Here is a 493-nt window from a genome sequence, read left to right as displayed (position 1 = left end):
TTGAGCCGTTTGTTATAAGCTGCCACTAAACGTTTGGATTACTTGAGTTATTAAATGAATACATGCGTATTTCATCCCTTGGAAGCCAGCCTAATTTTTCGTAAAAATTTTGCGCATTAACATTATTGCTATAAACAAATAAATGCGTCTTTGAAACACCAATCGAAGTCAAAGCATCAACTGATTTTTCAACCAAAGCTTTACCTATTTTTTGGCCTCGAAATTCTGATGAAACAGCCAAATGTTGCAGATACCCTCTGCGACCATCGGTCCCAACGAGTACCGCACCAATAATGTTATTGCCGCTTAACGCAACAAAACTTAGCCCAGAGTTTCGGTTAAGGTAACTTTCAATGCTTTGTTTAGAATCAGCATCTCTTAATGACAAGCTTTCCGTCTGGCGCCACAGATCAATCACTGAATCGTAATCGGAAATATCCATTTCTCGAATTGTAATCACTAAAGCCTCCAAAGCTTATAACGCCCGGCTAAG

1 protein-coding gene is annotated in these 493 nt (G+C 39.1%); it reads right to left on the bottom strand.

Annotated elements, in window-relative coordinates:
• Positions 1-25 precede the first annotated feature (25 nt).
• Positions 26-460 carry a GNAT family N-acetyltransferase gene (locus PL85_RS17995; RefSeq protein WP_170889306.1) on the bottom strand — a complete coding sequence of 145 codons (435 nt, stop codon included), beginning with the start codon at positions 458-460 and terminating at the stop codon, positions 26-28.
• Between the last annotated feature and the right edge of the window lie 33 nt (positions 461-493).

It is taken from the genome of Vibrio anguillarum, assembly GCF_001989995.2.
Classification (GTDB): Bacteria; Pseudomonadota; Gammaproteobacteria; order Enterobacterales; family Vibrionaceae; genus Vibrio; species Vibrio anguillarum.
The sequence above is the reverse complement of the archived record's forward strand: the minus strand, read 5'-3'. Positions and strand labels throughout refer to the sequence as shown.